We start from the raw sequence: 24,199 nt of genomic DNA on the forward strand, positions 1-24,199 counted from the left end.
CCGCCGGGGTTCCGCAACGGATGGATCTCAAGCGATTTACACGTGGCCCACTGCTGTGGATCCTGGGCATCGTATTGCTTCTCCTGCTCGTCACCACGATGTTCGGCGGAGACGGCAACTACGCCACCGCTGACACCTCGACGGTCGTCCAGCAGATCCAGCAGGGCAATGTCAAGAGCGCGACCGTGGTCGACAAAGACCAGCGCGTCGAGCTGACGCTGAACAAGCCCATCGAGGTCGCGGGCAAGACGACCGACCGCATCCAGGCGCCCTGGGTCGAGGGTCAGGGCGTCCAGCTCGCGCAGGCGCTCGACCAGGCCAAGCCCAGCCAGGGCTGGACGGTCGAGGTGCCGAAGCAGAACTTCCTCGTGAGCCTGCTGGTCAGCTTCCTGCCGATCATCATCGTCGTCCTGCTCTTCCTGTTCATCATGAACCAGATGCAGGGCGGCGGCTCCCGGGTCATGAACTTCGGCAAGTCGCGGGCCAAGCTGATCACCAAGGACACCCCGAAGACCACCTTCGCCGACGTGGCGGGGGCCGACGAGGCCATCGAGGAGCTCCAGGAGATCAAGGAGTTCCTCCAGGCGCCGGCCAAGTTCCAGGCCATCGGTGCGAAGATCCCCAAGGGCGTGCTGCTGTACGGCCCGCCCGGCACCGGCAAGACCCTGCTCGCGCGCGCGGTCGCGGGTGAGGCGGGCGTGCCGTTCTACTCGATCTCCGGTTCCGACTTCGTCGAGATGTTCGTCGGCGTCGGCGCCTCCCGCGTCCGCGACCTGTTCGAGCAGGCCAAGGCGAACGCCCCGGCGATCATCTTCATCGACGAGATCGACGCCGTCGGCCGGCACCGCGGCGCGGGCCTCGGCGGCGGCCACGACGAGCGTGAGCAGACGCTGAACCAACTCCTCGTCGAGATGGACGGCTTCGACGTCAAGGGCGGCGTTATCCTCATCGCCGCGACCAACCGGCCCGACATCCTCGACCCCGCCCTGCTGCGTCCCGGCCGCTTCGACCGTCAGGTCGTCATCGACCGGCCCGACCTGGAGGGCCGCAAGGGCATCCTGCGCGTCCACGGGCGCGGCAAGCCGTTCGCCTCGGACGTCGACCTCGACGTGATCGCCCGCCGGACCCCCGGTTTCACCGGCGCCGACCTCGCCAACGTGATCAACGAGGCGGCCCTGCTGACCGCCCGCATGGATCAGAAGCTCATCACGATGTCGACTCTGGAGGAGTCGATCGACCGCGTGATGGCCGGTCCCGAGCGCAAGTCCCGGGTCATGTCGGACCAGGAGAAGAAGATCATCGCTTACCACGAGGGCGGGCACGCCCTGGTGGCCCACGCGCTGCCCAACTCCGACCCGGTCCACAAGATCACGATTCTGTCCCGCGGCCGCGCGCTCGGTTACACGATGACGCTGCCGATGGAGGACAAGTTCCTGGCGACCCGGTCCGAGATGATGGACCAGCTCGCCATGCTGCTCGGCGGCCGCACCGCGGAGGAGCTCGTCTTCCACGAGCCCACCACCGGCGCGTCCAACGACATCGAGAAGGCGACCTCCATCGCCCGCCGCATGGTCACCGAGTACGGCATGAGCGAGCGGCTCGGCGCCCGCAAGTTCGGCAGCGGCAACGGCGAGGTCTTCCTCGGCCGTGAGATGGGCCACGAGCGCGACTACTCCGAGCAGATCGCCTCGGCGATCGACGAGGAGGTCCGCCGCCTCATCGAGAGCGCGCACGACCAGGCGTGGGAGATCCTCGTCCAGTACCGCGACGTGCTCGACAACCTCGTGCTCGAACTCATGGAGAAAGAGACGCTCTCCCGGGAGCAGGTCCTCGAGATCTTCTCGCCCATCGTGACGAGGGAGAAGCGGCCCTCCTACGCCGGATACGGCAAGCGCCTGCCGTCCGACCGTCCTCCGGTCATCACCCCGAAGGAGCGCGCCAACGGCAACGGCCAGGCGCTGCCCGCCGGCGGCTCCGGCTCGACGCCGTGGGCCAACGACCAGTCGGCGCAGCGGGACGAGGCCTGAGCATGGCCGAACCCATGGTGGGGCCGCCCCCCGGCTTCGACCACGACCGGATCGAGAAGGCGGTCCGGGAGATCCTGTTCGCGATCGGGGAGGACCCCGATCGCGACGGGCTCCGGGACACCCCCGCCCGGGTGGCCAGGGCGTTCGCCGAGCAGTTCGCCGGGCTCGGTCAGCGCCCCGAGGACGCGCTGACCACGATGTTCGACGCGGACCACGACGAGATGGTGCTCGTCAAGGACATCGAGGTGATGTCCACCTGCGAGCACCATCTGCTCCCGTTCCACGGCGTGGCCCACATCGGCTACACCCCGAACGAGAAGGGGCGCATCACCGGCCTGTCCAAGCTGGCCAGGCTGGTGGACGTCTACGCCCGCCGGCCGCAGGTCCAGGAGCGGATGACCTCCCAGATCGCCGACGGCCTGATGAAGGTCCTCGAACCTCGGGGAGTGATCGTGGTGATCGAGGCCGAGCACATGTGCATGACCATGCGCGGTGTGCGCAAACCCGGCGCCAAGACGCTCACCTCGGCCGTTCGCGGCGACTTCCGCACCTGCGAGGCGACCCGGGCCGAGGCCATGTCGCTGATCCTGCGCGGCTGAGCGCGGGCGAGGGCCGGTTGGGACGGCGCTCCTGCCCGACGGGCACCATGCCTCATGGCACTAGTCTTGACCCCATGACCGCAGCGAGTGTGCCCGGTATGCCCGAGTCTGGGCGCTGTCTGGTCATGGGCGTGGTCAACGTGACCCCCGACTCGTTCTCCGACGGCGGGCAGTGGTTCGACGCCGACGTCGCGATCCGGCACGGCCTCGAGCTGGTGGCCGAGGGCGCCGACATCGTGGACGTGGGCGGTGAGTCCACCCGTCCGGGCGCGGCCCGCGTCTCCCTGGAGGAGGAGCTCCGCCGCGTCGAGCCGGTGATCCGCGCGCTCAGCCAGGAAGGCGTGACCGTCAGCGTCGACACCATGCGCGCGGAGGTGGCCGAGGCGGCCGTCGAGGCCGGGGCGAAGCTCGTCAACGACGTGAGCGGCGGGCTGGCCGACCCCGCCATGCCGCGGGTGGTGGCCGCGACCGGTGTGCCGTACGTCGTGATGCACTGGCGCGGGCACAGCCGCGACATGGAGAGCCGGGCCATCTACGGCGACGTCGTGACCGAGGTGGCGGAGGAACTGCGCAAGCGGGTCGACTCCGTGCTGGCCGAGGGTGTGCGGGAGGAGCAGATCGTGCTCGACCCCGGCCTCGGGTTCTCCAAGAACGCCGAGCACAACTGGGCCCTGCTGGCCGGCATCGGCGAGCTGAACCGCCTCGGCCGTCCGTTGCTGATCGGAGCGTCGCGCAAACGCTTCCTCGGCCGCCTCCTGGCGGGGCCGGACGGCGAGCCCAGGCCCTTCGACGGCAGCGACGACGCCACGCTCGCCGTCACCGCGCTCGCGGCGCGGGCCGGTGCCTGGTGCGTGCGGGTGCACCGGGTGCGGGCGAACGCGGATGCGGTGCGTGTGGCCGCGGTCTGGCGGGCAGCAGGCGTACGACACGCTGACGAGGGCCGGTGACGAGATGCCGACAGGGACGCCGATGAAGGACATCGAGGAGCTCAACCAGGCGTTCTACAACGCCATCGAGAGCGGCGACCTCGACACGATGTCGGAGATCTGGATCGAGGACGTCCCGGGACGTCCGGCCATGTGCGTCCATCCCGGCTGGCCGATGCTGACCGGGCGGTCGGAGGTGCTCCGCTCGTGGGCGCTCATCATGGCCAACACGCCGTACATCCAGTTCGTGCTGACCGACGTGCAGACGACCGTGCTCGGCGACGTCGCCGTGGTCACCTGCGCGGAGAACATCCTGACGGCCGCCGACACCGACGAGCCGGGCTTCGCGGCCGGCCGGGTCGTCGCGTCCAGCACCTACGTGCGCACCGGGACCGGGTGGCGGCTGTGGCTCTACCACGGCTCACCGGTCCTGCAGAGCGACGACGAGGACGAGGAGGAGCAGGAGCCTTGACGGCACGGCCGACGACCAGTCGTGACACGGTTCGGTTGACGGGCCTGCGGGCCCGCGGCAGGCACGGCTGCCTGCCCGCTGAACGAGAGCTGGGCCAGGAGTTCGTGGTCGACGTGGCCCTGCGCTTCGACACCGCCCCGGCGGCGGCGGCCGACGACCTGACCCTCACGGTCGACTACGGGGCGCTGGCGGGGGAGCTCGTCCGCATCGTGGAGGGCGAGCCGGTCAACCTCATCGAGACGCTCGCCGAGCGGCTGGCGGCGGCCTGCCTGGCCCACCAGCTGGTCGAGGAGGTGGAGGTCAGCGTGCACAAACCGGCGGCGCCCATCCCGCTGCCGTTCGACGACGTGGTGGTGACGATCAGAAGGGGGCGCGCATGAGGGTCGTGATCGCGCTCGGCAGCAATCTCGGCCGCCGTATCGACAACCTCCAGGGGGCCCTCGACTCGCTGTTCGACGCCCCTGGGCTCACGTTCGTGGCGGTGTCGCCGGTTTACGAGACCGATCCGGTCGGCGGCCCCGAGCAGGGCCCGTACCTGAACGCGGTGGTGGTCGCCGAGAGCATGCTCGACCCCCGCACGCTGCTCGACCGCGCGCAGAGCGTCGAGACCGCCTTCGGCCGCGAGCGCAAGGAGCGGTGGGGCCCGAGGACGCTCGACGTGGACCTCATCGCGGTCGGCAACCTGATGTCCGACGACCCCGAGCTCACGCTCCCGCACCCCCGGGCGCACGAGCGGGCGTTCGTCCTGGTCCCGTGGGCGCAGGCCGATCCGGGGGCGGTGCTGCCCGGGCGCGGCTCGGTCGCGGCCCTGCTGGCCGACACGGACCAGAGCGGGGTACGGCTGCGCACCGACCTCGTGCTCGAACCCCCGGTCTGATCGACGAGGAGTCTCCCGCGTGAAGCCCAGCAATCCCGGCGTGCTCGTCGGTCTGGTGGTCGTGTTCGCCCTGCTCACCTGGGGGCTGCTGCGGCAGTTCTACTCCATGTTGCCGACCCTGCCGTGGACCGCGATCCCCACCACGCTGCTGCTGGCCGTCGGCGAGGTGTACACGGGCTGGCTGACCCGGGCGAGGATCCTGCGCCACCCCGGCACCAAGCCCGTCGAGCCGCTCGCCGTCGCCCGTCTGGCGGCGCTGGCCAAGGCCACGGCGTACGCGGGGGCGGCGTTCGGCGGCGTCTTCGCCGGGTTCGTGCTGCGTGTGCTGGACCTGCTCGACCTGGACAAGCCCCGGCAGGACGCGTTCGTCGGAGGCGGGTCGTTCGTGGCCTGCGTGATCCTGGTCTGTGCGGCGCTGTTCCTCGAACACTGCTGCCGGGTGCCCGGCAAGCCCTCCGGGGAGGCCTGATCGGCTACTTGTCGATGTCTCCCACCACGAAGAACATCGAGCCGAGGATCGCGATCATGTCGGCGACCAGGTTGCCCGGCAGGATCTCCCGCAGCACCTGGATGTTGTTGTAGGAGGCGCTGCGCAGCTTGAGCCGCCACGGCGTCTTCTCGCCGCGTGACACGAGGTAGTAGCCGTTCAGGCCGAGCGGGTTCTCCGTCCAGGCGTACGTGTGACCTTCGGGCGCCTTCAGCACCTTCGGCAGCCGCTGGTTGATCGGCCCGGGCGGCAGGTGCCGCAGGCGCTCGGCACAGGCGTCGGCCAGGTCGAGGGAGACCTTGACCTGTTCGAGCAGCACCTGGAACCGGGCCTGGCAGTCCCCGGCCGACCGGGTCACGACCTTCACGGGCAGCTCGCCGTACGCGAGGTAGGGCTCGTCGCGCCGCAGGTCGAAGTCGACGCCCGAGGCTCGCGCGATCGGGCCGCTCACGCCGTACTGCATGATCGTCTCGCGGTCGAGCACGCCGACGCCGCGGGTGCGGGCCAGGAAGATCTCGTTGCCGGCGATCAGTTCCTCGATGTCGGGCAGCCTCCGGCGCACGGCCGCGACGGCGGCGGTGACGCGGTCGAGCCAGCCCAGGGGCAGCTCCTCCTTCAGGCCGCCCACCCGGTTGAACATGTAGTGCATGCGGCCGCCGGAGATCTCCTCCATGACGTGCTGCAGGGTCTCCCGCTCGCGGAAGGCGTAGAAGACCGGGGTGATCGCGCCGAGCTCCAGGGGATAGCTGCCGAGGAACATCAGGTGGCTGAGCACGCGGTTGAGCTCGGCCAGCAGCGTCCTGGCCCACACCGCCCTGGGCGGCGGCTGCATGCCCAGCATACGCTCGACCGCGAGCACCACGCCCAGTTCGTTGGCGAACGCCGACAGCCAGTCGTGCCGGTTGGCCAGCACGATGATCTGCCGGTAGTCGCGCACCTCGAACAGCTTCTCCGCGCCGCGGTGCATGTAGCCGACGATCGGCTCGGCGGCCGTGATGCGCTCGCCGTCGAGGACGAGCCGCAGCCGCAGCACGCCGTGGGTGGACGGGTGCTGCGGGCCGATGTTGAGGATCATGTCCTCGGTGGCCAGCTCCCTCGCCTGCACGGCGTCGGCTCCCGCGCCGAGCCCCACGATGCGTTCGGTGCGCCCGCCCTCCTGCTCGGTCGTCATGCCGTCCATGCTTTCACGCTCATCACGCGGGAGCGAAGACGGCGAAGGCATCAGCCGAACTCGACCACCGTCGCATGCCAACGTTGGGCAGACCCCTCGTCGACCGGCTCAAGGGCAGCTCCCTGCGATCTCAAGGAACTGCGTCCAGGATCACGCGGGCGATCGGAAATCAGGATCATTTTCGCCTTGTCTGAGCGTTGCCCGGGTCTCACAGATCGAGCATGGAGAGGTCACGTCCATCGAGGTCATCGCTCGCTATGTAGAGGCGCTCGGGGCCCGCTTGGACCTGGTCGTCGACTTCGGTGATCGGACGCTGCGCCTGCCCGTCAGCGAGAGGTCGACGGATGCCGCTTGACAGGGGGCCTCTTGGGCGAGACCCCCGAGCTCATTTCCCGTCTTCGGCGGCGGCGATTTGACGCAGGGCGTCGACGAGGCGGTCGACGTGCTCCTCGGTCGTGCCGATGCCGATCGAGGCGCGTACGGCGCTCACCGTGCCGTCGGCGCAGCCGGCGTCGTCCCCGCCGAGGAGGTGGCGGACGAACGGGTGGGCGCAGAACTTGCCGTCCCTGACGCCGATGCCGTGGTCGGCCGACAGCGTCTCGGCGACCTCTCTGGCCGTGCGGCCCTCCACGGCGAACGACACGATGGCGACGCGCGGGTGGTCGGGACCCCACAGGGACAGCTCGCGTACGCCGGGGATCGTGGCGAGCCCGGCGCGCAGGCGGGCGAGCAGCCGCTCCTCCTCGTGGACCAGCGCGATCCAGCCGGTCGTGGTCAGCGCGTCGCAGGCGGCGGCGAGCGCGATGGCGCCGAGCACGTTGGGGGTGCCGGCCTCGTGCCGGCTCTCGGGGTCGTCGCTCCAGTCCACCGTCTCGCCCACGGACCGTACGGCTCCGCCGCCGCGCAGGTACGGATCGGCGTCGGCGAGCCAGTCGGGGCGGCCCACGAGCACCCCGGCGCCGAAGGGGGCGTAGAGCTTGTGCCCGGAGAACGCCACGTAGTCGAGGTCGAGCGCGGCGAGGTTGAGCCCGCGATGGGGGACGAACTGGGCGGCGTCCACGGCGATCCGCGCGCCGTGCCGGTGGGCGACGTGGGCCAGCCCGGCGATCGGCCACAGCTCGCCCGTGACGTTGGAGGCGGCGGTCACGACGAGCAGGGCCGGGCCCTCGATCGCGGCCAGCGCCTCGTCGGCCGCCCGGATCGCCTCGCCGGGGAAGGCGGGCGGCGCGAGCCGTACGACGTCGGGCCAGGGCAGCAGCGAGGCGTGGTGCTCGGTGTCGAACACGACGACGGTGGTGCCCTCGGGGAGGCTGCGGGCCAGCAGGTTCATCGCGTCGGTCGTGTTGCGCACGAAGATCAGGGCGTCGCCGGGACGGGCCCCGACGAAGGCCCGCACGGTGTGCCTGGCCTGCTCGTACCGCGCGGTGGTGAGCTGTGAGGCGTAGCCCGCGCCCCGGTGGACGCTGGAGTAGGCCGGCAACGCCGCCGCGACGGTGGCGTTCACCGGCTCGAGACAGGGCGCGCTCGCCGCGTAGTCGAGGTTCGCGTACGGCACGAGCCTGCCGCCCCTGACGGGCACCTCCAGGCCGGCGCCCACGACAGCCGGTAGGCGTACGGGCTCGGAGATGCGGGTGACGGCCTGCTGGACGAAGGTGAGTGCGGACAACGCCAAGCCTCCTCGGGTCTGGGACCCCGGCCATGGCGTCGTACGGCGGAGCCCGCGCTTGCCCGGCACACCTCGTGCCGGACCCGGTCCTCACCCGGGGCACCCCGCCGCGAGCGCGAGGGTTGCCGGCCAGCAAGCCGGGGCTTGACGCTGGCACTCATGACCTGAGCGCACTATAACCCGGCATCCGGGCTCGAAGGCAAGCCCGCTGGTGAGAGGCGGATTTGCCGTTATGGTGTGCATTGTGAAGTTTGATCCTTGGAATCCCGAGTTCGTGGCTCACCCGTACGACGCCTACCGCGATCTGCGGGACAACGAGCCGGTCAGCTTCTTCGAGCCGACCGGGCAGTGGCTGGTCGCCCGGCACGCCGACGTGAACGCGCTGCTGCGCGACCGCCGGCTGGGCCGGTCCTACCTGCACGTGGCCACCCACGAGGAGTTCGGCCGGGAGCCCGAGCCGGACTTCCAGGAGCCGTTCTGGCGGGTGATCCGGGCCGGCATGCTCGACGTGGAGCCCCCGGTGCACACGCGGCTGCGCCGCCTGGTGTCCAAGGCCTTCACGCCCCGGATGGTCGAGTCGCTGCGCCCGCGCGTACGCAGGATCGCGACCGAGCTGACCGAGGGACTGGTCGAGCGCGGCGGCGGCGACCTGCTGGCCGAGGTCGCCGAGCCGCTGCCGGTCACCGTGATCGCCGAGATGCTGGGCGTGCCCGAGGCCGACCGCCACCTCCTGCGCCCCTGGTCGGCCGACATCTGCGGGATGTACGAGCTGAACCCGGCCCCGGAGGTCCAGCACACGGCCGTACGCGCCGCGACGGAGTTCGCCGAGTACCTGCGCGGGCTGGCCAGGGCGCGCAGGGATCGGCCGGGCGACGACATGATCTCCGCGCTCGCGCAGGTGGTGGACGACGGCGACCGGCTGACCGAGGACGAGCTGATCGGCACCTGCGTGCTGCTGCTCAACGCCGGGCACGAAGCCACGGTCAACGCCACCGGCAGCGGGTGGTGGGCGCTGTTCCGCAACCCCGGCGAGCTGGAGAGGCTGCGCGCCGACCCCGGCCTGATGCCGACGGCGGTCGAGGAGCTGCTGCGCTACGACACCCCGGCGCAGATGTTCGAGCGGTGGGTGCTCGAGGACATCGAGGTCGGCGGGGTGACGATCCCCCGGGGTGTGGAGATCGCGCTGCTGTTCGGCTCGGCGAACCGGGACCCCGAGGTCTTCGCCGACCCGGACCGCCTGGACATCGGCCGGGCGGACAACCCGCACATCTCGTTCGGTGCCGGCATCCACTTCTGCCTCGGCGCGCCGCTCGCGCGGGTCGAGATGGCGGAGTCCTTCGGCGCGCTGCTGCGCCTCGCCCCCGGCCTGGAGCTCGCCGAGGAGCCGGCCTGGAAGCCCAGCTACATCATGCGCGGCCTGGAATCACTGAAGGTCGCCGTCTGACACGCTGACCGTGTGGTGGGTGACCGTCGTGTCGTAGCCGAGCAGGACGGCCCGGGCGGCGGGCTCGACGACGGCGGTGGCGGGATCGTCGCCGGCGAAGCGGCGGATCGCGTCCATCGACTCCCACAGCGTCATGACCTGGATGTCCACCCGGCCGTCGGCGTCCCGCCGCAGCAGGTACGCGCCGCGGTGCCCGTCCACGTCGCGCAGGGAGGGCAGGACCGACGCGGTGAAATGCCGCTCGTAGCGGTCCGCGCCCTCCCGGGTGGCGCTCGCGCGCCAGATCCTCGCGATCATGGTCGCTCCTCTCGATGTCGTGACTGACTGAGCCAGCCGAAGCCGCCGAGGCCGGCCGGGTCGATCAGCTCGGCCTCCTGGGAGGCCCGGCCGAGCGCGCGTACGTAACCCGGGGGATCGGTGGACGCGAGCGCGAGCGGCGGCCGGGCGCCGGTGACCCCCAGCTCGCGCAGCGCCTCCCGCTGCGTGGTGAGCGTGGTGGTCTCAGCCCCCGCGCGCTCGCCCGCCGCCGCGCAGGCGTCCAGCGCGACGTGGGCGGTGATGTCGCACGACCCGTCCGGCACAGCGGGCACCAGCGAGCCGTCGCGATATCCGGTGAGCGTGCCGAGCGGGGGCCGCCGTCCGGCCAGATGGGCGTAGTCCACGGCGACCGCGGTGCCGTGCGCCAGCCGCGCGATCAACGAGGCCCACGCCTCGTCCCGGGGACGGCCGATCTCGGCGCGCTCCCCGGCGGAGCGCAGCGGCCACCAGCGCTCCAGCCAGGCCAGATCCTCGGGGCCGGGAGCGGGCCCCGGCCGCTCCTCGCCGGTCGCCGGATCCACGAGCACCAGACGTGGGCCGCCGGGCGTCATCTCGGCGATGTCGAGCGGCACGTTGTCCAGCCACTCGTTGGCCACCACCAGGCCGCTGACGCCGTACGGGACCTGCGGCTCCCAGGCGACGCGGGGATCGAGATCGCCGGGCCGGGGGGACAGGTCGACGGCGGTGACCCGCAGCCGCTCCGCGAGGTCCGGCGGCGCGGCGGCGAGCACCCGGGCGGCGAGGAGGCCGTTGCCGCTGCCCATGTCCACGAGGTCGACCGGGCGGGGCCGGCCGAGGGCGGTGTCGACCTGCCGGAGCAGGCGCAGCACGGCCTCGGCGAAGACCGGCGAGGCGTGCACCGATGTCCGGAAATGCCGGTCGGGGCGCTCTCGCAGGTAGAAGCCCCGCTCGCCGTAGAGCGCCCGCCGCATGGCCTCCCGCCAGGTGACTTCCACAGCGCTTCACGGTACCGACACGCCGGGGCCGTGACGAAAAGTAGTCACTTTCGTACTTATGGCTCAACATAGGCCTGTGAGAAATGGGACAAAATCGGACCGTCGGGTTGGGGCGACCGAGGAGTGCCTGCCCGCCTGGGCAACGCCCAGCAGGGCCTGATCTGCCAGACATGACCTGGAGCCGGGTCGGCGGGAGCGCCGCCGCTACGCTGAACCGAGGGGAGGCGTCATGGACACAAGTGACCGCCCGGCGCGGCTCGCCGTGGGAGTGCTCGGCGCGGGACGGGTCGGTTCCGTGCTCGGAGCCGCGCTCATGCTCGCGGGTCATCGGGTGGTGGCGGCCAGCGGTGTGTCCGACGCGTCGGCGCGACGGGCCGCCGACCGCCTCGGCCTGAAGCTCAGCAGGCCGGAAGAGGTGATCGCCGAATCCGAGCTCGTGCTGCTCACCGTGCCGGACGACGTGCTGCCCGGCCTCGTGTCCGGCCTCGCCGCCACCGGCGCCGACCTGCGCGGCAAGCTCCTCGTGCACGCGAGCGGCGCGTACGGCCTGGGCGTGCTGGACCCCGCGGCCGAGATGGGCGCGCTGCCCCTCGCGCTGCATCCCGTGATGACGTTCACCGGCAGGAGCGACGACCTGACCCGGCTCAACGGCTGCTCGTTCGGCGTCACCTCGCCCGACCTGCTGCGGCCGGTGGCCGAGGCACTGGTGATCGAGATGGGCGGCGAGCCGGTGTGGATCGCCGACCAGGACCGGCCGCTCTACCACGCCGCCCTGGCCGGCGCCGCGAACCACATGGTGACGCTCGTGGCCGAGTCGCAGGAGCTGCTCGCGAAGATCGGCGTGGAGCATCCGGGCCGGATGCTCGCCCCGCTGCTGAGCGCCGCCCTCGACAACGTGCTGCGCCTGGGCATCAGCGGGCTCACCGGGCCCGTGGTGCGCGGCGACGCGGGCACCGTGCGCAAGCACGTCGACGCGCTCATCCTGGCCGCCCCCGAGGCCGCGGACGCGTACGTCGCCCTCGCCAGACTCACCGCCGACCGGGCGCTCGCGGCGGGGCTGCTCAAGCCGGAGACGGCCGAACGCCTGCTGGACGCCCTGGGGGGGAACATATGGACCTGATTGTCGCCGCCGACCGGGCCGGCCTCGTCAAGGCGAGGGACGCGCTCGGCCCCGGGAGGATCGCCCTGGTCCCCACGATGGGGGCGCTCCACGAGGGCCACCGGTCGCTCATCCGGCTGGCGCGCGAGCACGCCGACCACGTGGTGGTGAGCGTGTTCGTCAACCCCCTGCAGTTCGGCCCCGGCGAGGACTTCTCCCGCTACCCCCGTACGTTCGACGCCGACCTCCGGACGTGCGAGGAGGAGGGCGTGGGCGTGGTCTTCGCGCCCTCGGCCGACGACATGTACCTGCCGGACCGCCAGGTGGAGGTCTCGGCGGGCGGCATGGGCGGAGTGGTCGAGGGCGCCTTCCGGCCCGGCCACTTCGACGGCGTGCTGACCGTCGTGCTCAAGCTGTTCAACCTGGTGCGGCCGGACCTCGCGGTCTTCGGGCAGAAGGACGCCCAGCAGCTTGCGCTGATCCGGCGGATGGTGGCCGACCTCGACGTCCCCGTGTCGGTCGTCGGCGCGCCGACCGTGCGGGAGCCCGACGGCCTCGCGCTGTCGAGCCGCAACAGGTATCTGTCCGAGGCCGACCGCCGCACCGCGCTCGCGCTGTCGCGGGCGCTGCGGGCCGGCGCGGCACGGGCCGGAACGGCGGGGCCGGCCGGGATCCTCGACGCCGCGCGGGCCGTGCTGGAGGAGGCCGCCCGTTTCGACCCGCCGCTGCTGCTCGACTACCTGATCCTGGCCGACCCCGCGACGTTCGGGCCGGTCGGCGACGACCACCGGGGTGAGGCCATCCTGGCCGTCGCCGCCAAGGTCGGCACCACCCGTCTCATCGACAACATGGTCCTGACCCTGTAGGGGCGGCGGCTCATGCCTCCCCGGCGCGCAGTGTGAACCAGAAGGTGGGCACCGGGTTCGTCCCGGGTGTGATGTCGACCAGCTCCCAGCCGCCGAACCTGGCACGCAGCTCGTCGGCGGTGACTCCGGAGAACGTGTCGTCGAACGCCCCGGGGCCGTACCCGAACATCAGCAGCCGCGCGCCGGGAGCGGCGCGGCGGGTGAGCCCGGCGGCGTAGGCGTCGCGGCGGTGCGGCGGGATGCCGCAGTAGCAGCTCAGGTCGAAGAACAGATCGAAGGGGCCGGGCGCGTCCAGCTCGTCGAGCCGGGTGGCGTCTCCGTGCAGCAGCCGTACGGCCACTCCCGCCGCGTCGGCCTTCTCCCGAGCCTGCTCGACCGCCCGCTCGACGAGGTCGACGGCCACGACCTCCCAGCCGTGCCGGGCCAGATATACGGCGTTGGTTCCGGTGCCGCAGCCGAGCTCCAGGGCGCGGCCGGGCGGCAGCACACCGTCCCCTTCCCCTTCCCCACGCCCTTCTATCAGGGCGACCAGCTCGGGCGGCGTCACGCCGGTGTCCCACGGCGGCTTGCCGGCCCGGTAGTACTCCTCCAGCGCTCGGCGCACGGCCTCCTCCTGGTCGACGTCCGCGCCCGCGTTCGGCCTGCTCATGGCCCCTCCGGATTTTTAGAGTTCAACTCTAGTGACTGACTCTAGAGATATACTCGCGCCGTGGACACCGTCAAGCGGCCGGACAAACGAGCCGAGCGCTCACGCCGCACCCGGGAGAAGGTCATCCAGGCGGCGCGGGAGCTGTTCGTCACGCAGGGCTACGGGGCGACGAGCCTGCAGGAGGTCGCCGACCGGGCGGGCGTGGCGGTTCAGACGGTCTATTTCGTCTTCGGCAACAAGCGCACGCTGTTCAAGGACGTCGTCGACACGTCCATCGCCGGTGACACCGAGCCGGTGGCCGTCATGGACCGTGAATGGTTCCGCGCCGCGTGCGCCGAGCCCACCGCGGCCGGCCAGTTGCGCGCCCACGTGCGCGGCACGAGTGAGATCCTCGCCCGGGTCGCCCCGATCATGCCGATGATCGCGTCCGCCGGGGCCGCCGACCCGCAGATCGCCGCGCAATGGCCCGACGGCCCCGATCCGCGCTACACGGTGCAGCACGCCGCGGCCCAGGCGCTGGCGGGCAAGCCCGGCGCCCGCCCCGACGTCTCCGTCGCGATGGCGGCGGATCTGCTGTTCTGCCTGCTGAGCCCGCAGCTGTACCTGCTCTTCGTCCAGGACCGCGGCTGGTCGCCGGACCGGTGGGAGGAATGGGCCTACGCCACTCTGGCCGCCCAGATCTGCACGGGTCCTGCGACAAGCACGGGCCCCGCGGCGAGTCCCCTGTAGGAGGGGCCGGGGCGGCACCATCGCACGGGGGGCGTTATCGTCATTATGACGAAAGGGGATCCCCTCATGGTGGCGCTCGCACGCAGACTCACCGCCCCCGCACCCGGCTGGACCGTCGAGGCCGACGCCGTCGTGATCGGGTCCGGCATCGCCGGCCTCACCGTGGCGCTGCGCCACGTCGAACTCGACCCCCGGGCGCGGGTGCTCGTGGTCACCAAGGACGTGCTGTCGGCCGGGTCCACCCGCTGGGCACAGGGCGGCATCGCCGCCGTCCTCGACCCCGAGGACACCCCCGACGAGCACCTGAGGGACACGCTCGTCGCCGGGGTCGGCCTGTGCGACGAGGAGGCCGTACGCGTCCTCGTCACCGAGGGCCCCGACGCGCTGAAGCGGCTGATGAGCCACGGCGCCGAGTTCGACCGCGGCACCGACGGCGAGCTCCAGCTCACCCGCGAGGGCGGCCACCGCCGCAACCGGATCGTGCACGCGGGCGGCGACGCGACCGGCGCCGAGGTGCAGCGCGCTCTGGTCGAGGCCGTGCTGGCCGAGTCCCGCATCGAGGTCATCGAGCACGCCCTCGCCCTCGACCTCCTCCTCGACGCCGAGGGCCACGCCTGCGGGGTCACGCTCCACGTGATGGGAGAGGGCGCCCGCGACGGCGTCGGCGCCGTACGGGCCGGGGCCGTGGTGCTGGCCAGCGGCGGCATGGGCCAGATCTACGCGGCCACCACCAACCCCGTCGTGTCCACCGGAGACGGTGTGGCGCTGGCCCTGCGGGCCGGCGCGGTGGTCAGGGACATCGAGTTCGTGCAGTTCCACCCCACGGTCCTGTGGCTGGGGGAGGGCTCGACCGGCCAGCAGCCCCTCGTCTCCGAGGCCGTGCGCGGCGAGGGCGCCGTGCTGATCGACTCGAACGGCGAGCGTTTCATGCGGGGCGTGCACGAGCTGGCCGACCTCGCGCCCCGCGACGTGGTCGCCAAGGCGATCATGCGCCAGATGGCGCGGACCGGCGCCGACCACGTCTACCTCGACGCCACCCACTTCGGCGAGGACAAGTGGCGGACCAGGTTCCCCACGATCCTCGCCGTCTGCCGCGAGCACGGCATCGACCCCGTCACCGAGCCCATCCCCGTGGCCCCGGCCGCCCACTACGCGAGCGGCGGCGTAGGCACCGACCTGTACGGCAAGACCAGCGTGCCCGGTCTGTACGCCTGCGGGGAGGTGGCCTGCACGGGCGTGCACGGCGCCAACCGGCTGGCCTCCAACTCCCTTCTGGAAGGGCTCGTCTACGGTGAGCGGATCGCCGCCGATCTGGCCGCGAAGAAGCTCACCCCGCGCGAGCCCGCGCGAGACGATCGGCCCGAGGGCCTCGTCGACCCGCGTACGCGGCCGAGGGTCCAGAGCCACATGAGCCGGGGCGCCGGGGTGCTGCGCAGCGACCGGAGCCTCGCGCAGGTCGCCCGCGCGCTGTCGGACGCCCGCTGGACGCCGGTCGCGGTCGAGCCCTGCACCGAGTCGTGGGAGGCGACCAACCTCCTCACGGTGGCCTCCGCGCTGGTCGCCGCGGCGGCCGTGCGCGAGGAGACCCGCGGCTCGCACTGGCGGGAGGACCACCCCGACCGCGACGACGCCCGCTGGCGGGCGCACATCGACATCGCCCTGACGGCGGAGGGACTGACCTTGACGTACACACCTCACGAGGAACCGCGGACCGAGCTGGACAAGGCCGGCCTCGACCCGGACGCCGTGCTCGGTCTCGTCCGGGCCGCCCTGGAGGAGGACCTGGCCGGGGGACAGGACGTGACCTCGGTCGCCACGATCCCGGCCGGACAGCGGGCCGTCGCCGACGTGGTGGCCCGCAAGGAGGGCGTGGTCGCCGGCCTCGCCGTGGCCGAGACCGTCTTCCGCCAGGCCGCCGGGCAGGTCGAGATCGAGCGGCACGCCGGCGACGGCGACCGGGTGTGCCCCGGCGACGTGGTGATGACCGTGCGGGGCACGACCAGGGACCTGCTCACGCTGGAGCGCACCGCGCTCAACTTCCTCACCCACCTGTCCGGCATCGCCACCCAGACCCGCCGCTGGGTGGACGCCGTCGAGGGCACCGGCGCCCGGATCCGCGACAGCCGCAAGACCCTCCCCGGGCTGCGCGCGCTGGAGAAGTACGCCGTCCGGGCCGGCGGCGGGGTCAACCACCGGATGGGCCTGCACGACGCCGCCCTGATCAAGGACAACCACGTCGTCGCCGCCGGAGGCGTCGCCGAGGCGTTCCGCGCCGTACGGCAGGCCTTCCCCGGACTGCCGATCGAGGTCGAGGTGGACCGGATCGACCAGATCGAGCCGGTCCTCGCCGAGGGAGCCGACGAGATCCTGCTCGACAACTTCACCGTGGACCAGCTCGCCGAGGCCGTACGGCTGGTGGCCGGGCGGGCGCGGCTGGAGTCGAGCGGCGGGCTGACCCTGGACGTGGCCCGCGCCGTCGCCGAGACGGGGGTCGACTACCTGGCCGTCGGCGCGCTCACGCACTCGGCCCCGGCACTCGACCTGGGCCTGGATCTTCGTGAGGCATAATCGGGGAATGCTGCTCACCATCGACGTCAGCAACACCCACACTGTGCTGGGCCTGTTCGAGGGTGAAGAGGTGATCGAGCACTGGCGGATCGCCACCGATCCGCGCCGCACGGCGGACGAGATCGCGGTGGTGCTCCAGGGCCTCCTCGGGCAGTCGCCGCTGCTCAAGGACGCCGACATCAGCGGCATCGCGATCTGTTCAACGGTCCCGTCGGTGCTCAACGAGATGCGGGAGATGTCCCGGCGTTACTACGGCGACGTCACGGCCGTGGTCGTCGAGCCCGGCGTCCGCACCGGCGTTCCGGTCCGGATGGACAACCCCAAGGAGGTCGGCAGCGACCGCATCGTGAACGCGCTCGCCGCCACCGCCCTGTACGGCGGGCCGTGCGTGATCGTGGACTTCGGCACGGCCACGTCGTTCGACGCCGTCTCGGCCCGGGGCGAGTACGTCGGCGCGGTGACCGCTCCCGGCCTGGAGATCTCGGTGGACGCGCTGGCCACCGCCGGGGCCCAGCTCCACAAGGTCGAGCTGGTCCGGCCGAGGTCGGTGATCGCCAAGAACACCGTGGAGGCGCTCCAGTCGGGCATCATCTACGGCTTCGCGGGCCTGGTGGACGGCATCGTGGACCGCATGACGGCCGAGCTGGCCTCCGACCCCGACGACGTCACCGTGGTCGCCACGGGCACCGGTGCGCCGCTGATCATCGGCGAGGCCCGTACCATCGACGTGCACGAGCCCTGGCTCACGCTGATCGGCCTGCGGCTGGTCTACGCCCGTAACGCGTCCTGACGACTCCCTCGCGTACGGGACCATAGAAGGCAGGATCCCGTTCAGAGAGGACTGACGTGATGGACGCCGACTGGGTGGCGCGTTTCGCCGATGAGGTCATCGCCGAGGCTGAACGGCGCGCACCGGGCAAACCCATCGTCTGCGCGTCCGGCCTCAGCCCCTCGGGCCCGATCCACCTGGGCAACCTGCGCGAGGTCATGACCCCGCACCTGGTGGCCGACGAGATCAGGCGGCGCGGCCACGAGTGCGTGCACATCATCTCGTGGGACGACTTCGACCGCTTCCGCAAGGTGCCGGTCGGCATCGACCCCGCGTGGAACGAGCACATCGGCAAGCCGCTGACCACCGTCCCGGCCCCGCCCGGCAGTGAGTACCCGAACTGGGCCGAGCACTTCAAGGCGCCGATGATCGCGGCGCTCGACGAGCTCGGCGTGGAGTACCACGGCATCAGCCAGACGCAGATGTACACCTCCGGGGCCTACCGGGAGCAGGTGCTGCTCGCCATGCGCGAGCGGCGGCGGATCGACGCGATCCTCGACCAGTACCGCACCAAGAAGGCGAAGGCCAAGGAGGTCGTGGACGCCGACGAGGCCGCCGCGATCGAGGGCTCGGGGGCCGCGAGCGAGGACGACGGCTCCGGCGCCGGGGGCTACTACCCCTACAAGCCCTACTGCTCGGCCTGCGACCGCGACCTGACCACGGTCACCTCCTACGACGACGAGACGACCGCGATGTCGTACACCTGCGTGTGCGGCCACGGCGAGACGGTCCTGTTGTCCGAGCACACCCGCGGCAAGCTGGTGTGGAAGGTCGACTGGCCGATGCGCTGGGCGTACGAGGGCGTGGTCTTCGAGCCGTCGGGCGTGGACCACAGCTCGCCGGGCTCGTCGTTCGTCGTCGGCGGCCAGATCGTCCGCGAGGTGTTCGACGCGCCGCAGCCGATCGGGCCGATGTACGCCTTCGTCGGCATCAGCGGCATGGCCAAGATGAGCAGCTCCAAGGGCGGCGTGCCGACCCCGGCCGACGCCTTGTCGATCATGGAGCCCGCGTTGCTGCGCTGGCTGTACGCCCGCCGCCGTCCCAACCAGTCGTTCAAGGTCTCCTTCGACCAGGAGATCCAGCGGATGTACGACGAGTGGGACACGCTGACCAGGAAGGTGCAGGACGGCACGGCGCTGCCGGCCGACCAGGCGGCCTACCGCCGCGCGTCGAGCACGGCGTCCAGGACGCTGCCGGAGACGCCGCGGCGGCTGCCGTACCGGACGCTCGCCTCGGTCGTGGACATCGCCACCGGGCACGAGGAGCAGACGCTGCGCATCCTGCGCGCGTTCGACCCGGAGATCACCGGGCTGGACGAGCTGCGGCCGCGGTTCGACCGCGCCCGGCACTGGGTGAACACCTACCTGGCCGCGGAGGAGCGCACGCAGGTGCGCGAGACGCCCGACAAGGAACTGCTCGACACGCTCGGCGAGCAGGACCGCGAGTCGCTGCGCCTGCTGGCGGAGGGCCTCGACGCGCACTGGTCGCTCGACGGGCTGACCACGCTCGTGTACGGCGTGCCGAAGGTGCAGGCGGGGCTCGACATGGACGCCAAGGCGGCCACGCCCGAGCTGAAGGCGGCCCAGCGGGCCTTCTTCGCCCTGCTCTACCGCCTGCTCGTCGGCCGCGACACCGGCCCGCGCCTGCCCACGCTGCTGCTGGCCGTGGGCCGCGACCGGGTGCGTGAGCTGCTCGGTCGTGCCTGAGTCTCATGTCCCGGGGGCGGGCCGCACCGCCGATTAGCCGGCGCCGCGGGCCGGACGGCATCGCCGTCCGGCCCGCGGTCGTACCGGAGCCGCTCCCGTTCGCACGCCGGTCCGGCGGCGTCAGGGCACCCGGCACGCCAAGGCACCGGAATGCCCCACCGGAATGCCCACCGGAATGTCAGGGCAACAGGACCAGCCGGCCGCGCAGGCCGCCCCTGCGCAGGCGTTCGTGTGCCTCGGCCGCCCGCTCCAGCGGATAGGTGCCGGCGACTCGCATGGTCAGCCGTCCGGCCTCGGCCAGCTTCGCCACGTCGCGGAGCTGGGCCGTGTCGGCGCGGACGAACACCGTCGAGACCCGGATGCCGCGCAACGGGAGCGGGGCCTGCCCGGCGCCGACGGCGACGAACGCGCCCCCGTTGCGTACGGCGTCCAGCGCGGGCAGGCCGGCGACCGCCGCGTCCACCAGGCCGTCCACGCCGCCGGGAACGACGGCCCTGACGGTCGCGGCCAGGTCGGCGCCCCTCGGGATGAACCACTCCGCGCCGAAGCCTCGCACCAGCGACTCGTCGCCGGGCGCGGCGACCGCGGCGACCCTGATCCCCCGTGCCACGGCCAGTTCCACGAGGTAGCCGCCGAGGCCCCCGGCCGCGCCCGTGACGAGCAGGGTCTCGCCCGCGGCGAGCCCGGCGAGGTCGAGCGCCTGCATGGCGGTGAGCGCGTTCAGCGGCAGTGTCGACGCCTCGGGTGCGGCCACCCCCGCGGGTGCCGGTGCGATGGCCGCCTCGTCCAGCACCACCAGGTCCCCCTGGGCCTTGAACCGGTCGGTCAGCCGGTCGGACAGACCGATGACGCGCGCACCGGGGCGTACGGTCGTCACTCCCGGACCGGCCAGGTCGACCACGCCCGCCACGTCCCAGCCCAGTGCGTACGTCTCCAGCCGGGGCGCGAGCCCGTAATCGGGCAGTGCGCCCGAGGCGGTGAAGAGATCGATCGGGTTGACGGCGGCCGCCTCCACCCTGATCCGCACCTGTCCCGGCCCCGGCTCGGGATCGGGCGTCTCGACCAGCCGTAGGGCACCGCCCTGTGCCACCAGTGTTCTCATGTGTCCTCCTTCCACGCGGAAGTGAGCGTAGGAAGAGCTGCTCTCTTTTGGTAAGTAGGCACCTGGAAGTGTGTAAGGGAGACAGAGGGAACCCCCGCGGTGCCGGTACGGGCCGGCTGCCGGCTCACGCGCCTGGATGAAAACCTCACGCCGCCGCTGGAAGCGATCGGGCGGTGGGCCGGGGTCCACACGGAGGATGCCGAGGCGGGCCCGGGAGACGTACGACCGGCGGGTCGACTCCCAACCTTGACGACCTTCGCGGCAGGCGTTTACCGTCCCTGGAGGGTGGGCCGACGAATCATCGTCGTGGGGGAGGGCGGACGATGGGTGTTCCCGAGGTCGTCTACCGAGGTGACAGTCTCACCTCGGATTTTGATCGTGCCGGTCTCACCGAAGAGGACTTGCTTCTTCTCGCGGAGCTGGCCAAGGGCGTGACCGCCGACCGTGTGGGCCGCAGTCTCGACGTCAGCGGGCGCACGGTGCGGCGCCGGCTGCGGTGCATCTGCGACCGCATCGGCGTCGCGACGGCGATCGAGGCCGTCGCCTGGGCGGCGCGCCGCCGCCTCATCTGACCGCGCTCCGGATCGCACGACGTCGCGGAAAGACGCCGGAGAAGGCGGCGATGTCGAGGAGCGGCGCCGCCGGCGAGGGCGGCTCAACCGGCATGCGCTCCGCGTCGCGCGATCTCGGCGGCGCGGCTCGGCCGGGGTGCGCTCCGGGTCGCGGGGTGCCGGCGTCGCGGCTCAGTCGGCGACGCGCACCGCTCCCGCGAACGGCCGTCCGGCGATCTTGGCGATGTGGATGACGTCTCCCGTGCGCGGCGCGTGGATCATGTAGCCACCGCCGATGTAAAGGCCCACGTGGTGCAGGTCGGAGTAGAAGAACACCAGGTCTCCCGGGCGGAGCTGGTCGCGGGAGATGTGCGTGCCGGCCGTCCACTGGTCGCCCGTGTAGTGGGGCAGGCTGATGCCGACGGACTGGTAGGCCGCCATGACCAGGCCCGAGCAGTCGAAGGAGCCCGGGCCCTCGGCGCCCCACACGTACGGCTTGAGCTGCTGCCTGAGGGCCCAGCGCGCCGCCTGGGCGGCCTTGCCGTCGCCCACGATGGGGAACGCCATCCGGCTGCGCGTCTCGCTGCCGACCGTGCGGGAGACCTGCCGGTAGAGGCTGCTCTCGGTCTTCTTGATCAGCTTGGTGATCTTGTCGCGGCGGGAGTCGAGGCCGGCGAGCAGTTTCTTGACCTCGGCCTGCCGGGCCGACGCGCTCTCTCTGGCCCGCGCGGCGGCGTCCATGGCCTTGGTGACCTCGGCGACCTCCTGGCTCTCCTGCAGCTCCAGCGCGTACGTCGTGGAGGCCTGGCTCAGGTACTTCCGCGGGTCGACGTTGCTGTCGATGAGCACGAGCGCGTTGCCGAGCCCGTTGGTCATGTAGGAGTGCTGCGCGAGGGCGCTGGCCTTCTGCCGGCGGACCTCCAGCTCGGCCTCGCTCTTGGCGAGGTTCTTCTTGGCGAGCTCGGCGGACCGCTCGGCCGCCTTCAGGCGCACGCGCTCGCCGTTGTACTGCTCGGTGAGGCTCTCGATCTCGGTGTAGAGGCTCTCGACCTGTTCCGTGAGCTCTTTGAGGCTCGGCTTGGGGTCGGCGGTGGCGCGGACCACCGGGGCGCCGAACGTGATCGCGGTGAGCGCGACGCCGACGAACGCCAATCGGCGGATGGCACCCGGACCGGCCGTGCCGGATCCGGACCGTCGGCGGCGGGCGTGCCTGCCCGCCGGCCGTCCTCCACGCGTGCGCAACCGAGCTCCTCTCCCACATGTGCCCCCCGGCAGGCCGTGGTGGAGCACGGCCATGTGGCGGGGCACTACTGAGCGCCTACCGGGTTAGCTGACGGGTTCGGGCCGGAGTAGCCCTACCTTGGTGGATTCACCCCTTGACGATCTGAGACCGAACCGATCCTGATCCTGCAGTTGGGTCCCCGGCTCCCCTCCGCACTCGGTGCTTCGAAGATTCGGCGCCCGGTCGCCGTGAGCGCTCACGATGACCGGCATCGTCGCTGGACGATAGTGCACGGCGAGTTCTTGCTCAACCAGAACTCCGAAACCCGTCTACGTTTGACAACCAAATGATCACAGCTGGGTCACGGACTCAATGGTGGTACGTCCGCGTTCACGTGCGTTTGGAGCGATCTGAGGTGTTGGACGTGCTGCGCGGGCTGCCGGAAAAAGTGGGACGAACCGGATCGTGGTCCTAACGGACGGCCGGGCGTTCTTCCGTATCCTGGCGGCTACAGAGGGTCAGATCTCATGTCGGGTACGGCGTTTGGGAATGACCGTTATCCGCAGAGGTCGTTCGTGCCGACTGCGAGGGATCGGACGCCGTCCGGCTAGGCTGGCCGCTCATGGAGCAGGTCGCCGCGCAGACATCCAGTGGTTCGGGTGCCACGGCCGTGACGGTGCGCCGGGCCAGGACGCCGGACGTCCGGGCGATCCGGCGTCTCGTCGACGCGTACTCGGGCGTCGGGCCCCGCCTGCTCAAGAAGAGCACGGTGACGCTGTACGAGGACGTGCAGGAGTTCTGGGTCGCGGTGGTGGACGGGCAAATCGTCGGCTGCGGCGCGCTGCACGTGCTGTGGGAGGACCTCGCCGAGATCAGGACCGTCGCCGTGGACCCCACGGTGCGCGGTGGGGGCATCGGCCACCGGATCGTCGCCGCGCTCATCGAGACCGCCCGGGACCTCGGCGTGCGGAGGGTCTTCTGCCTCACGTTCGCGGTCGAGTTCTTCGCCCGGCACGGCTTCCGGCCCATTCAGGGCACGCCGGTCTCTCCCGAGGTGTACGCGGAACTGCTCGCGTCGTACGACGAGGGTGTTGCCGAGTTCCTCGATTTGGAGCACGTCAAGCCGAACACTCTGGGGAACACCCGGATGTTGCTGCACCTCGACCGCCGTTGACCGCCGTTCACGGTCCGGCAGGTAATGATCTTGACGTGAATTGTCAGTGTCCGCAAAGGTGACTGTTGTTACACCTGTCGCTACTTTTGGCAATATCAGCGTGTGCTACGGACGTGCGGCGCATGCGTCTTCGAAACGAGGTGACACGGTGAGCACCGGACAGCCGCCGTACCCACAGGACGAGTCGGACGGAACGCCACCGCCGTCATCGAACCCCGGGTACGGCACGGACAGACAGGCCCAGGACTACGACCCTGATGTCACGGTCGTCAACTATCGCCACACGGGGCAGAACACGGGCCCGCAGCAGCCGCCCGGCTACGACGCCGCCCAGGGCGGCTACGGCCAGCAGCAGGGCTACGGGGCTCAGCAGGGCCAGCAGCAGTACGGCCAGCAGGCCCCGCAGCAGGGCTACGGGCAGCAGCAGTACGGCCAGCAGGGCTATGGCCAGACGGGACCGCAGCAAGGTTACGGTCAGCAGGGCCAGCAGCAGTACGGCCAGACGGGCCCGCAGCAGGGCTACGGCCAGCAGGCCTCCTCGCAGGACTACGGCCAGCAGCAGGGTTACGGCGCCCAGCAGCAGTACGGGCAGCAGGGCTACGGGGCTCAGCAGGGCCAGCAGGGCTACGGCGCCCAGCAGGGCCAGCAGCAGTACGGCCAGACGGGCCCGCAGCAGGGCTACGGCCAGCAGGCCTCCTCGCAGGACTACGGCCAGCAGCAGGGTTACGGCGCCCAGCAGCAGTACGGGCAGCAGGGCTACG

At 71.5% G+C, this 24,199-nt stretch carries 23 protein-coding genes, 1 pseudogene and 2 riboswitches; of the genes and pseudogenes, 17 read left to right on the top strand and 7 right to left on the bottom strand.

What is annotated here, in order from left to right; translation table 11 throughout:
• The first annotated feature begins 20 nt into the window (after positions 1–20).
• The 7 genes from ftsH to HHX41_RS36080 all read left to right on the top strand — a co-directional run bounded on the left by ftsH (position 21) and on the right by HHX41_RS36080 (position 5,370).
• Positions 21–2,027, top strand: coding sequence for an ATP-dependent zinc metalloprotease FtsH (ftsH, locus tag HHX41_RS36050; protein ID WP_169988999.1), 2,007 nt, complete (start codon positions 21–23; stop codon positions 2,025–2,027).
• A gap of 2 nt (positions 2,028–2,029) precedes the next feature.
• Positions 2,030–2,626, top strand: coding sequence for a GTP cyclohydrolase I FolE (gene folE, locus HHX41_RS36055; protein ID WP_259401572.1), 597 nt, complete (start codon positions 2,030–2,032; stop codon positions 2,624–2,626).
• A 74-nt stretch (positions 2,627–2,700) separates the two neighbouring features.
• On the top strand, positions 2,701–3,573 hold the full coding sequence (folP, locus tag HHX41_RS36060; protein ID WP_259401573.1) for a dihydropteroate synthase: 873 nt from the start codon (positions 2,701–2,703) through the stop codon (positions 3,571–3,573).
• A 22-nt stretch (positions 3,574–3,595) separates the two neighbouring features.
• Positions 3,596–4,024, top strand: a complete 429-nt coding sequence (locus HHX41_RS36065; protein ID WP_169988998.1) for a nuclear transport factor 2 family protein — start codon at positions 3,596–3,598, stop codon at positions 4,022–4,024.
• Positions 4,021–4,404: a dihydroneopterin aldolase gene (gene folB, locus HHX41_RS36070; RefSeq protein WP_182909534.1), complete on the top strand. Its 384-nt coding sequence runs from the start codon at positions 4,021–4,023 to the stop codon at positions 4,402–4,404. Before HHX41_RS36065 ends, folB begins: the two co-directional genes overlap by 4 nt.
• Complete coding sequence (gene folK, locus HHX41_RS36075; RefSeq protein ID WP_169988996.1) at positions 4,401–4,901, top strand: 2-amino-4-hydroxy-6-hydroxymethyldihydropteridine diphosphokinase; 501 nt, start codon at positions 4,401–4,403, stop codon at positions 4,899–4,901. Before folB ends, folK begins: the two co-directional genes overlap by 4 nt.
• A gap of 19 nt (positions 4,902–4,920) precedes the next feature.
• The gene (locus tag HHX41_RS36080) at positions 4,921–5,370 is read left to right on the top strand and encodes a DUF3180 domain-containing protein (protein WP_182909535.1); all 450 of its coding nucleotides are present in this window, start codon (positions 4,921–4,923) and stop codon (positions 5,368–5,370) included.
• Between the two features lie 4 nt (positions 5,371–5,374).
• Here the strand turns inward: HHX41_RS36080 and HHX41_RS36085 are convergent, their stop codons facing one another.
• Both HHX41_RS36085 and HHX41_RS36090 read right to left on the bottom strand, forming a co-directional pair.
• Positions 5,375–6,568, bottom strand: a complete 1,194-nt coding sequence (locus HHX41_RS36085; protein ID WP_396706876.1) for an NADH-quinone oxidoreductase subunit D — start codon at positions 6,566–6,568, stop codon at positions 5,375–5,377.
• Positions 6,569–6,944: 376 nt separating this feature from the next.
• Positions 6,945–8,225: an aminotransferase class V-fold PLP-dependent enzyme gene (locus tag HHX41_RS36090; RefSeq protein WP_220504736.1), complete on the bottom strand. Its 1,281-nt coding sequence runs from the start codon at positions 8,223–8,225 to the stop codon at positions 6,945–6,947.
• 49 nt (positions 8,226–8,274) lie between these two features.
• A riboswitch (SAM riboswitch) is annotated at positions 8,275–8,390 on the bottom strand.
• 79 nt (positions 8,391–8,469) lie between these two features.
• On the opposite strand from HHX41_RS36090, the gene HHX41_RS36095 reads away from it, so the two are divergent.
• Positions 8,470–9,669 (top strand): cytochrome P450, encoded by a 1,200-nt coding sequence (locus HHX41_RS36095; RefSeq protein ID WP_310742335.1) that lies wholly within the window; start codon positions 8,470–8,472, stop codon positions 9,667–9,669.
• Here the strand turns inward: HHX41_RS36095 and HHX41_RS36100 are convergent.
• A complete protein-coding gene (locus HHX41_RS36100; protein WP_169988992.1) occupies positions 9,649–9,966 on the bottom strand; it encodes an antibiotic biosynthesis monooxygenase in 318 nt (105 codons plus the stop codon). The genes HHX41_RS36095 and HHX41_RS36100 overlap by 21 nt on opposite strands.
• A complete protein-coding gene (locus HHX41_RS36105) occupies positions 9,963–10,943 on the bottom strand; it encodes an SAM-dependent methyltransferase (RefSeq protein WP_182909538.1) in 981 nt (326 codons plus the stop codon). The genes HHX41_RS36100 and HHX41_RS36105 overlap by 4 nt, the downstream gene beginning before the upstream one ends.
• 229 nt (positions 10,944–11,172) lie before the next feature.
• Here HHX41_RS36105 and HHX41_RS36110 point away from each other — a divergent pair, with 229 nt between their 5' ends.
• Both HHX41_RS36110 and panC read left to right on the top strand, forming a co-directional pair.
• A complete protein-coding gene (locus tag HHX41_RS36110) occupies positions 11,173–12,063 on the top strand; it encodes a Rossmann-like and DUF2520 domain-containing protein (protein ID WP_182909539.1) in 891 nt (296 codons plus the stop codon).
• Positions 12,054–12,908, top strand: coding sequence for a pantoate--beta-alanine ligase (gene panC, locus HHX41_RS36115; protein ID WP_182909540.1), 855 nt, complete (start codon positions 12,054–12,056; stop codon positions 12,906–12,908). The genes HHX41_RS36110 and panC overlap by 10 nt, the downstream gene beginning before the upstream one ends.
• A gap of 10 nt (positions 12,909–12,918) precedes the next feature.
• Here the strand turns inward: panC and HHX41_RS36120 are convergent, their stop codons facing one another.
• Positions 12,919–13,557 carry a cyclopropane-fatty-acyl-phospholipid synthase family protein gene (locus HHX41_RS36120; RefSeq protein WP_182909541.1) on the bottom strand — a complete coding sequence of 213 codons (639 nt, stop codon included), beginning with the start codon at positions 13,555–13,557 and terminating at the stop codon, positions 12,919–12,921.
• Between the two features lie 60 nt (positions 13,558–13,617).
• On the opposite strand from HHX41_RS36120, the gene HHX41_RS36125 reads away from it, so the two are divergent.
• The 4 genes from HHX41_RS36125 (at position 13,618) to lysS (ending at position 19,389) form a co-directional block, all read left to right on the top strand.
• Positions 13,618–14,286, top strand: coding sequence for a TetR/AcrR family transcriptional regulator (locus HHX41_RS36125; RefSeq protein WP_182909542.1), 669 nt, complete (start codon positions 13,618–13,620; stop codon positions 14,284–14,286).
• 66 nt (positions 14,287–14,352) lie between these two features.
• Positions 14,353–16,854 carry an L-aspartate oxidase gene (locus HHX41_RS36130; RefSeq protein ID WP_182909543.1) on the top strand — a complete coding sequence of 834 codons (2,502 nt, stop codon included), beginning with the start codon at positions 14,353–14,355 and terminating at the stop codon, positions 16,852–16,854.
• 7 nt (positions 16,855–16,861) lie between these two features.
• Entirely contained in the window at positions 16,862–17,644 is a 783-nt protein-coding gene (locus HHX41_RS36135; protein WP_169988986.1) for a type III pantothenate kinase, read from the top strand.
• Positions 17,645–17,703: 59 nt separating this feature from the next.
• Positions 17,704–19,389, top strand: a complete 1,686-nt coding sequence (gene lysS / locus HHX41_RS36140; protein WP_182909544.1) for a lysine--tRNA ligase — start codon at positions 17,704–17,706, stop codon at positions 19,387–19,389.
• 178 nt (positions 19,390–19,567) lie between these two features.
• On the opposite strand, the gene HHX41_RS36145 is transcribed toward lysS, so the two are convergent.
• Positions 19,568–20,491, bottom strand: coding sequence for an NADP-dependent oxidoreductase (locus HHX41_RS36145; protein ID WP_182909545.1), 924 nt, complete (start codon positions 20,489–20,491; stop codon positions 19,568–19,570).
• A 323-nt stretch (positions 20,492–20,814) separates the two neighbouring features.
• Between HHX41_RS36145 and HHX41_RS36150 the strand changes: the two genes are divergently transcribed.
• Positions 20,815–21,063, top strand: coding sequence for a LuxR C-terminal-related transcriptional regulator (locus HHX41_RS36150; protein ID WP_249350970.1), 249 nt, complete (start codon positions 20,815–20,817; stop codon positions 21,061–21,063).
• Between the two features lie 171 nt (positions 21,064–21,234).
• Here HHX41_RS36150 and HHX41_RS36155 read toward each other — a convergent pair whose 3' ends face one another.
• Positions 21,235–22,194, bottom strand: coding sequence for a C40 family peptidase (locus tag HHX41_RS36155; protein ID WP_259401574.1), 960 nt, complete (start codon positions 22,192–22,194; stop codon positions 21,235–21,237).
• 148 nt (positions 22,195–22,342) lie between these two features.
• Positions 22,343–22,496, bottom strand: a riboswitch (cyclic di-AMP (ydaO/yuaA leader).
• A 390-nt stretch (positions 22,497–22,886) separates the two neighbouring features.
• On the opposite strand from HHX41_RS36155, the gene HHX41_RS36160 reads away from it, so the two are divergent.
• A complete protein-coding gene (locus HHX41_RS36160) occupies positions 22,887–23,438 on the top strand; it encodes an amino-acid N-acetyltransferase (RefSeq protein WP_169988982.1) in 552 nt (183 codons plus the stop codon).
• A 148-nt stretch (positions 23,439–23,586) separates the two neighbouring features.
• A pseudogene (locus HHX41_RS36165) lies at positions 23,587–24,199 on the top strand (hypothetical protein); the annotation flags it as partial.

The sequence above is a fragment of the Microbispora sp. H13382 genome, from assembly GCF_014161445.1.
Taxonomy (GTDB): Bacteria; Actinomycetota; Actinomycetes; order Streptosporangiales; family Streptosporangiaceae; genus Microbispora.

Coding starts and splice junctions, on each gene's coding strand:
- ftsH (WP_169988999.1), top strand. CDS start 21: ATGGATCTCAAGCGATTTACACGTGGCCCACTGCTGTGGATCCTGGGC.
- folE (WP_259401572.1), top strand. CDS start 2,030: ATGGCCGAACCCATGGTGGGGCCGCCCCCCGGCTTCGACCACGACCGG.
- folP (WP_259401573.1), top strand. CDS start 2,701: ATGACCGCAGCGAGTGTGCCCGGTATGCCCGAGTCTGGGCGCTGTCTG.
- HHX41_RS36065 (WP_169988998.1), top strand. CDS start 3,596: ATGAAGGACATCGAGGAGCTCAACCAGGCGTTCTACAACGCCATCGAG.
- folK (WP_169988996.1), top strand. CDS start 4,401: ATGAGGGTCGTGATCGCGCTCGGCAGCAATCTCGGCCGCCGTATCGAC.
- HHX41_RS36085 (WP_396706876.1), bottom strand. CDS start 6,568: ATGGACGGCATGACGACCGAGCAGGAGGGCGGGCGCACCGAACGCATC.
- HHX41_RS36100 (WP_169988992.1), bottom strand. CDS start 9,966: ATGATCGCGAGGATCTGGCGCGCGAGCGCCACCCGGGAGGGCGCGGAC.
- HHX41_RS36110 (WP_182909539.1), top strand. CDS start 11,173: ATGGACACAAGTGACCGCCCGGCGCGGCTCGCCGTGGGAGTGCTCGGC.
- panC (WP_182909540.1), top strand. CDS start 12,054: ATGGACCTGATTGTCGCCGCCGACCGGGCCGGCCTCGTCAAGGCGAGG.
- HHX41_RS36120 (WP_182909541.1), bottom strand. CDS start 13,557: ATGAGCAGGCCGAACGCGGGCGCGGACGTCGACCAGGAGGAGGCCGTG.
- HHX41_RS36130 (WP_182909543.1), top strand. CDS start 14,353: ATGGTGGCGCTCGCACGCAGACTCACCGCCCCCGCACCCGGCTGGACC.
- HHX41_RS36135 (WP_169988986.1), top strand. CDS start 16,862: ATGCTGCTCACCATCGACGTCAGCAACACCCACACTGTGCTGGGCCTG.
- lysS (WP_182909544.1), top strand. CDS start 17,704: ATGGACGCCGACTGGGTGGCGCGTTTCGCCGATGAGGTCATCGCCGAG.
- HHX41_RS36145 (WP_182909545.1), bottom strand. CDS start 20,491: ATGAGAACACTGGTGGCACAGGGCGGTGCCCTACGGCTGGTCGAGACG.
- HHX41_RS36150 (WP_249350970.1), top strand. CDS start 20,815: ATGGGTGTTCCCGAGGTCGTCTACCGAGGTGACAGTCTCACCTCGGAT.
- HHX41_RS36160 (WP_169988982.1), top strand. CDS start 22,887: ATGGAGCAGGTCGCCGCGCAGACATCCAGTGGTTCGGGTGCCACGGCC.